The 7,830-nt window shown below is 37.2% G+C and carries 5 protein-coding genes; 2 read left to right on the forward strand and 3 right to left on the reverse strand.

Annotation, left to right across the window (positions count from 1 at the left end; translation table 11 throughout):
* Positions 1–67: 67 nt before the first annotated feature.
* Positions 68–2,914, reverse strand: coding sequence for a lamin tail domain-containing protein (locus tag AC4MRQ_RS14665; protein ID WP_491198438.1), 2,847 nt, complete (start codon positions 2,912–2,914; stop codon positions 68–70).
* A gap of 181 nt (positions 2,915–3,095) precedes the next feature.
* Here AC4MRQ_RS14665 and AC4MRQ_RS14670 point away from each other — a divergent pair, with 181 nt between their 5' ends.
* Positions 3,096–4,106, forward strand: a complete 1,011-nt coding sequence (locus tag AC4MRQ_RS14670) for an aspartate-semialdehyde dehydrogenase (RefSeq protein WP_491198439.1) — start codon at positions 3,096–3,098, stop codon at positions 4,104–4,106.
* A 173-nt stretch (positions 4,107–4,279) separates the two neighbouring features.
* The gene (locus AC4MRQ_RS14675) at positions 4,280–5,365 is read left to right on the forward strand and encodes an adenylate/guanylate cyclase domain-containing protein (protein ID WP_491198440.1); all 1,086 of its coding nucleotides are present in this window, start codon (positions 4,280–4,282) and stop codon (positions 5,363–5,365) included.
* A 93-nt stretch (positions 5,366–5,458) separates the two neighbouring features.
* Here AC4MRQ_RS14675 and hflX read toward each other — a convergent pair whose 3' ends face one another.
* Positions 5,459–6,679, reverse strand: coding sequence for a GTPase HflX (gene hflX / locus AC4MRQ_RS14680; protein ID WP_491198441.1), 1,221 nt, complete (start codon positions 6,677–6,679; stop codon positions 5,459–5,461).
* A gap of 107 nt (positions 6,680–6,786) precedes the next feature.
* A complete protein-coding gene (locus AC4MRQ_RS14685) occupies positions 6,787–7,470 on the reverse strand; it encodes an energy transducer TonB (protein WP_491198442.1) in 684 nt (227 codons plus the stop codon).
* Between the last annotated feature and the right edge of the window lie 360 nt (positions 7,471–7,830).

The following is a 7,830-nucleotide window of genomic DNA, read 5'->3' on the forward strand; positions in this document are numbered from 1 at the left end:
GCTCGACTCAAATTTTTAATGCAATCTGAATCTCAAAATTTAAATCGAACTCGGGTTAATAAAAATACTATTTGATATTTGCAGTACCAATCACACAGGTTAGCTTATTCTCATTTACTTCACCATTGGGTTGAATTGTTTGTATATAAACGACATATATACCGGGTCTTAATCTTGAATGTTCATCGTTTAAACCGTCCCAACTTACGAAACCTGTATTGGACATCGTTTGATTATTTGCTAGTTGCCTGACTTCATGTCCGTTTACATCAAAGATGCGAATGCTAGCTGTTGTGCCTGGTGTTTGGGTTGAAAAGTAAATGTTTGTTCGATCATCCGTGCCATCTCCATTGGGAGTAAAAACTTCCGGATCAACATAAACATTTAAATCGCTTTCAGCCGGATCATTAAGTTGTTGAGAATTTATATAACCGGGGGTTGCATATCCTGCTGTTGATGCTGCCGAACTCCAGTTCTGGTGATCTGATGTTGCCAGTTTCCATGATAATCGTTCGAGAGAAACACCTTCCTTATTTTTTAATAAGTCAAAATGCATATTCTCCTGATATTTAAATTCGTCAATAATGCTTCCTGTATGGTTGGTAATGGCCACATGTCCTTCATCGTCGGGATAAGAAGGTAACGAAGAACATTCCAGAATCAGGTGAGGGTATTGGCAATTATAATATTCCATCAAACTTGTTTTGGCACTTGTAAGAGCCAGGTAAGAATGTGGAGCAATTATGGCATTATCATTAGTAGTCTTGTAAAGTTTATCAATGCCCTGGTCAGAGTATTTGGCTAAGTAAATGTCGGAGAGATTTATAATTTTATCAGTTTTATTGTATAACTCAACAAAATCTTCACCACCAGGATAAGGATTAAAGAGCACTTCGTTAATCACAATGTCGTTTGCTTCTAAAGTATCTGCCATACCAAAGAAAAGGGGAGTTTGCCATGAAATAGGGTTGCCAGCTATATCAGTTATTTGTATTTCAGTTAATTCAATCAGTTCATTTACGGCTAGCTTTTCATCAAAATGAATGTTTAGATGGTTAAGAAATAGCGTATCATACGAAAGCTCATTAATTGATAAGTTTGGCTCTAACTTTAAATTGATATTGCCATCAAAACGCATGGTCTCACTAAAGTGCACTTGCAAAGATTGATTATTTACCAGGTTGATATTGGTAATAATTGGAGATTTGAGATCAGGATTTGCTTCATAAACAGAGTTCAGACCACCGGGTGTACCACCTTCAAGGTTCATGCACCAGTTAAAGTTCGAGTATTCGCTACTAAAGTTGAGTGGATCGACTCTTTCTACAGACCAGCCGCCTTCAGTTTTAAAGCCTTCTCCAATAATGTGCTGAGGGTCGTATGAGAAAGCGTCGATCACATCTTGTTCATTGGTAAAAAGTATCATGTCGAATCCGCTGTTATTCAGAGTTGGCAGATCGGAGATATAAATAGTTTTTCCATTGTCGACCCATTCCTCTTTATTTTTGTATGAAACCAAACAGGCATAATCATCTGCAGGAATAATGGAATCAGGTAATAGAACTGTTTTGTCGTTAACTGACAGTTGATAGTTGTTGAGTGAGATATCGAAATCAGAATTGTTTTTAAGCTCAATGTATTCTATTTCCGGCAGACCCATTGAAGGATTGGGATCGGCCATCCATTCATTAAATACAATATCAAAGCGCTCGGGAATATAATATAGAAGCTGTTCTTTTATCAGAGCAACTTCATCACCAATGGAATCAACTAATCCACGGATTTCGATTATATGTTCATTTCCTTCAGCTAAGTTTTCGTTAAAGATCAGGTGGAATGTAAGTTGATCTTCAGTATCAACACTCTGAATAGAAGTTGCTTTGTTGTTGATGAGTAACACAGCCGAGTTAAAACTATTTTCAGGTATTGGTTTGGTAAATGAAACAAAAAGGGTGTTGTGATTGATCAGTTTTATCTTTTTAACTTTAATTCGTTGGTAGCTAAATGTGAAGGATGTGTCAATGATTTGATTACCTGACTTATCCTGAAGATTAGAAATATGAATTTCCTCATCAATAGCATCATCCAATAAAGGGTTAAAATTTAGATGGATTAAATGATCAGAAGGATTGTATTCATAAGAGCTGGGTTGACGCTGGGTGCTTTTTAAACCGAAATTATTGACAGATATACTAGATTCATCCAATTCCTCATCAAATCTTAATTGCATTTTCGATCCATTTATCACTAGAAATTCTGTTATCCGTGGCGGAGTTTTGTCTGACCATGCCTGACCAACAACATCAATATCATCAAAGAAAAACTTATCGGCTCGTGTTTTGGTGTATTTACAGAAGATACCAAAAAAGTGAGAGGGGTAATTGAATTCGAAGTCTGCTGTTCCTTCAACCGTCCATTCATCGCCTGTTTTAGAGCTAAGCTGCCAACTATTTGCATCTCTGGTTACTTTTACAACCACATCAACTTCCGATTGATTGATTCTATCTTCACTTCCTTCAATCATTTTTTGTGTAATTCCGTTCTCAATTTTATACAGGCTAATATTGTCATCTGTTGAGCCTATCTCAACATAAACAGCATTTATTGAGTTTTCCAGTGATTGGCTATCACCTGCCAGGTATATTCTTGAAAGATTACTTGATGAAGGGTTGAAAGCCATTTTTACATGAACTTTCCAAATACCTTCTTCAATAGAAGTGCTCGGAGTAGAAAGATAGGAAATACCGGCTTGATCGTTAAAAAGCTGAAGTTCCTGATCAGCATTAATAATAAAAGAATTGATATCGCCGGACCATTTAGGGTTATTCAGAAAATCGCCATCATTAAAAGAATCAGTTACCTGCGAAAAGCTAATTATAGGCAATAATGTCAAAAGAATAAAAATAACTCTCATGAGGTTAAGGGTTAAAGTAAATATTTCTATTTTTGTATTGAAATGTAAGCATTTGATTAATCCACCAACAACAAACAATTTAACACAATTTGCTTACTTAACAAAGTAGTTTCACCATTGAGCTTATATTTTTTAAGATCAGAATGAAAAATATAGCTTAAAACATTAAATTTTTTGGATAATGAAAGTAGCAATCGTTGGTGCTAGCGGCGCTGTAGGACAGGAGTTTCTAAGGGTTTTGGAAGAACGTAATTTTCCAATGGATGAGTTGGTATTGTTTGGTTCAAAAAGAAGTGCAGGTAAAAAGATTACGTTTAAAGGTCAGGAGCTTGTTGTTAAGGAACTTCAGCATAATGATGATTTCAAGGATATAGACATAGCATTAACTTCAGCGGGAGGTGGTACCTCTAAAGAATTTGCAGAGACGATCACCAAGCATGGTACGATAATGATTGATAACTCAAGTGCATTTCGAATGGAAGATGATGTGCCATTGGTTGTACCAGAGGTAAATGCTGAAGACTGTAAGAATGCACCGCGCAATATTATTGCCAATCCAAATTGTACAACTATACAGATGGTTGTTGCCCTCAAGCCAATTGAGGAATTGTCACATATAAAACGTGTTCATGTTTCAACTTATCAGGCATCGAGCGGGGCAGGAGCAAGTGGAATGCAGGAGCTTGAGGATCAGACAAAAGATATTGTAAATGGAAAAGATACGAAAGTTGAAGCTTTCCAATATCAGTTGGCAATGAACCTGATCCCACAAGTGGATGTGTTTACCGATAATGATTACACCAAGGAAGAGATGAAGATGTTTAACGAAACGCGTAAAATCATGCATAGTGATATTGCTGTTAGTGCTATGTGTGTGCGTGTTCCGATTTTGCGAGCACATTCTGAGTCAGTATGGGTTGAAACGGAAGAGCCAATATCGTTAACACAAGCCAAAGAGGCTTTTTCAAATGCAGAAGGAGTTATTTTAATGGACGATCCGGCTAACAAGGAATACCCGATGCCATTATTCTTAGCAGGTAAAGATGAGGTATTTGTTGGGCGTGTTCGTCAGGATCTGGCTAATCCAAAAGGTCTGACTTTCTGGTGTGTTTCTGATCAGATTAAAAAAGGAGCAGCGTTAAATGCAGTTCAAATTGCTGAGTATATGATTAAGGAAGGCTTAATTAAATAATTGTTCGTTTCCAATTCCGGGTTTTTTCCTGGAAATTGTATAATATTGATAGTCCTTAAGGTTTTTGAAACTTTAAGGACTTTTTTATTGATGCTTCTGTTGTTAATAACTTACTGTAACAATTCTGCACTTCGGAGGGTAAAAACAGTTGATTTGTCTCACACAGCATTACAATGTTTTCATTTGAAAAAGTAAAAATCTGGTTCAGTATATTATTCAGGTCCTACCTGTACCATCAGGTATTCTGGTTGCTGGCTTTGGCTGGTTATGTGTTTTACACACAAGATGAACGGTTATTTATTAATTACCTGAAATTGCTTAGTAAAGATGATATATATGGCAATACGGTGCTGTTGTCTGTTTTTATAGCTTCTTTTTTCACCCTTCTTGACGTCGTTTTTATTGGTTGGGTTGTACGTAAACTACCCATTCGAATCATAGCTTTTTTTCGGCATGTTATGTATTTGGCGCTTGCCTTGTTAATTATCTTTTTATCGGCCAATGAAAACCTGACTTTTGAGCAACTGCAGGATTATGAAATCTATTTCAAAAATATGCCCGAATTGGGTATACGTTCATTGCGATTTACCCTTTGGTTTTACTTTTCATGTATTCTAAGTACGATGGTACGGGGATTACTAAGGAAAATTGGGCTGTCGAATGTTTTACAATGGCTGATGGGTACTCTGAATAAACCACAGGTTGAGAGGCGTATTTTTATGTTTGTTGATATGCGTTCATCTGTAACTATTGCAGAAAAACTACAGCATAAAAAGTTTAGTTACCTGGTTCAGGATGTTTTTAATGACCTGGCAGTGGTAGAGAATTATGGAGGCGCCATTTATCAATACCTGGGAGATGGAGCAATTATTTCCTGGAGTTTGAAAAAAGGTATACGCAATAATAATTGTCTCAAAGCCTTTTTTGCCTTTCAGAAAGTGATTAAGCGAAACCGATTCTGGTATAAAAAAAGATATGGTTTAGTGCCTGAATTTAAAGCTGGTGTGCATGTGGGAGACATTATGGTTTTGCAGGTGGGGCGACTAAAAAGGGATATATCCTATAATGGAGATACCTTGAATACAACGGCTCGAATCGAATCAATGTGTAATGAGTACAAGCAAGATTTATTGATTTCAGGAATTCTGTATGAATCTTTACCCCATATCAAGAAATTCAAAACCAAAGAAGTAGGAAACCTGAAGCTGAAAGGCAAATCGCGTGGGGTGCAGGTTTATCAAGTCAGACAGCCTGATTAATATCGATGGTTACTTTCGTTATTTAGCAGAAGAATAGAAAGGAGACGATTATTTTCGATTTTAAACTAATCATCTCATGTGTTTTTTAGTTAATTACTCCACTTCGCCCTCTTCGTTATACGAGTTGTACAGGTAATCGTTAAAAGGGAAGCGCTGGGTATGAATTTTCTTTACTTCGTCGTAAATCATTTGTTTAAACTCTACGAAGTTCACTTTGTTTTTAGCCGAGATAAAGATGCAATCAGCCTGTTGTCCCATCCATGTTTCTTTCAAATCGTCCAATGAATAGTTTTCTCTCTTCTTAGGTGTTAAATCATCTTCATCTTTTGGTGTATATTCGTAGGCATCCACCTTATTAAACACCAAAACATTGGGTTTTTCACGTTTGTCTATTTCACTCAAGGTTTTATTAACCACGTCAATTTGTTGTTCAAACCCTGGATGTGATACATCAACCACATGTAATAAAATATCAGCTTCACGCACCTCGTCAAGGGTTGACTTAAAAGATTCCACTAAATGGTGGGGCAACTTTCTTATAAATCCTACTGTATCAGCTAACAGAAATGGTATATTATCAACAACAACCTTGCGAACAGTTGTATCCAATGTTGCAAAAAGCTTATTCTCAGCAAAAACTTCCGATTTACTCAGAACATTCATTAAAGTACTTTTCCCTACATTGGTGTAACCAACCAAGGCAACGCGAACCAGTTTGCCACGATTTTGACGTTGTGTCGCCATTTGCCGGTCAATTTTCTTAAGGTCAGTCTTAAGTTTGGCAATCTTATCTCGAATGATACGACGGTCGGTCTCGATTTCTTTTTCACCAGGACCACGCATCCCTATACCACCACGCTGACGTTCAAGGTGAGTCCACATACGCGTTAATCGGGGCAAAAGATATTGATATTGTGCCAACTCAACCTGTGTTTTGGCGTGAGCCGTTTGTGCCCTTCTTGCGAAAATATCCAATATCAGATTAGTTCGATCAAGAACCAGCACTTTCAGTTCACGCTCTAAGTTTCTGAGTTGTGAAGGTGTTAATTCATCATCAAAAATAATGGTCTTCACTTCATGAACTTTCATGAAATCAATAATCTCCTGAAGCTTACCTCTTCCAACAAAAGTTTTAGGATCGGGCATTATCAGGTTCTGAGTAAAGCGTTCAAAAGGAATTGCACCGGCAGTTTCGGCCAGAAATGCCAACTCATCGAGGTATTCTTCGACTTGTTGTACAGATACTTCAGGCGTTTTGACAGCTACCAATACAACTTTCTCTAATTCTTTATTTGATGAGGGACTTTCAATCATTGATTATTCTTTTAAAGCTTTAATTCAGAGCGCAAATATAGTTCAATTTTAGGGCAACAAAAAACCCCGCTATTGCGGGGCTTTTTATATTGTTACGGTAGTGGTTACTACTGCAATACAAAGTTAATAGGTACAGTATAAGAAACTTTTACTGCTTTACCTCTTTGTTTACCTGGTTTCCAAGCTGGCATGGCATTTACCACGCGAATTGCTTCTTTATCCAGGTTAGGGTCAACACCACGGGCAATTTTCACATCTGTTACTTTACCTTTTGTGTTAACAACGAAAGAAACATAAACACGTCCCTGAATACCATTTTCCTGAGCAATAACAGGATACTTCACAGATTGTGCAATGTACTTACGTAATGCCTCTTCTCCACCAGGGAACTCAGGCATGTCTTCTACAATAAAGAAGACCGGTGCATCATCAGACTCTTCTTCTTCCATGGCTAAGTCTGAGAAATCAATCTCAGTATCTTCATCCATTTCAGTGTCTTCGATGTCTAATTCTTCATCTAACTCAACGTCATCCTCAACAATGTTTAATACATCGGCAACCTTTGGCGGTGGCGGTGGTGGCGGTGGTTTTACTTCTTCCTGCCTTGTAATCGGCATGATTTCCTCCTCGGCTTCAAGCTCTTCTACCATCTCAAACTGAGATGCATCTACATCCGTAGTAGACCATTCAAAAGCAATTAATACAATTGCTAATGTAACAGCCAACCCGATCTGCATAAAGACGCTTTTCTTGTTTTCAAGATCTGCCTTCGGCGACTTTTTTACTTCCATAATAGATCAAAGTTTTGGTGCCTAAAGATAGCTATTATTACCAGTTTTTCTCAATTCAAATCGGACATTTACTGTCCTCACCCAAATTTTGAGTGCATAAAAATAGAATTTTAAAATCAAATTCCATTCAAATTTCAGCAGTTTTTACTGGAAGTGTCAAGTGTAATTCTATATAATGACTGAATTGTGACTAATATCATATCTGCCAAATTTAATGGCTCTATTGTCAAGAATAAAAAAACATCTATATTTGCATCGCAATTGACAAAGGTCAATTTATTACTAATGTAATGGGGGATTAGCTCAGTTGGCTAGAGCGTTTGACTGGCAGTCAAAAGGTCAGCGGTTCGATTCCGCTAT

Source organism: Carboxylicivirga sp., assembly GCF_982718395.1.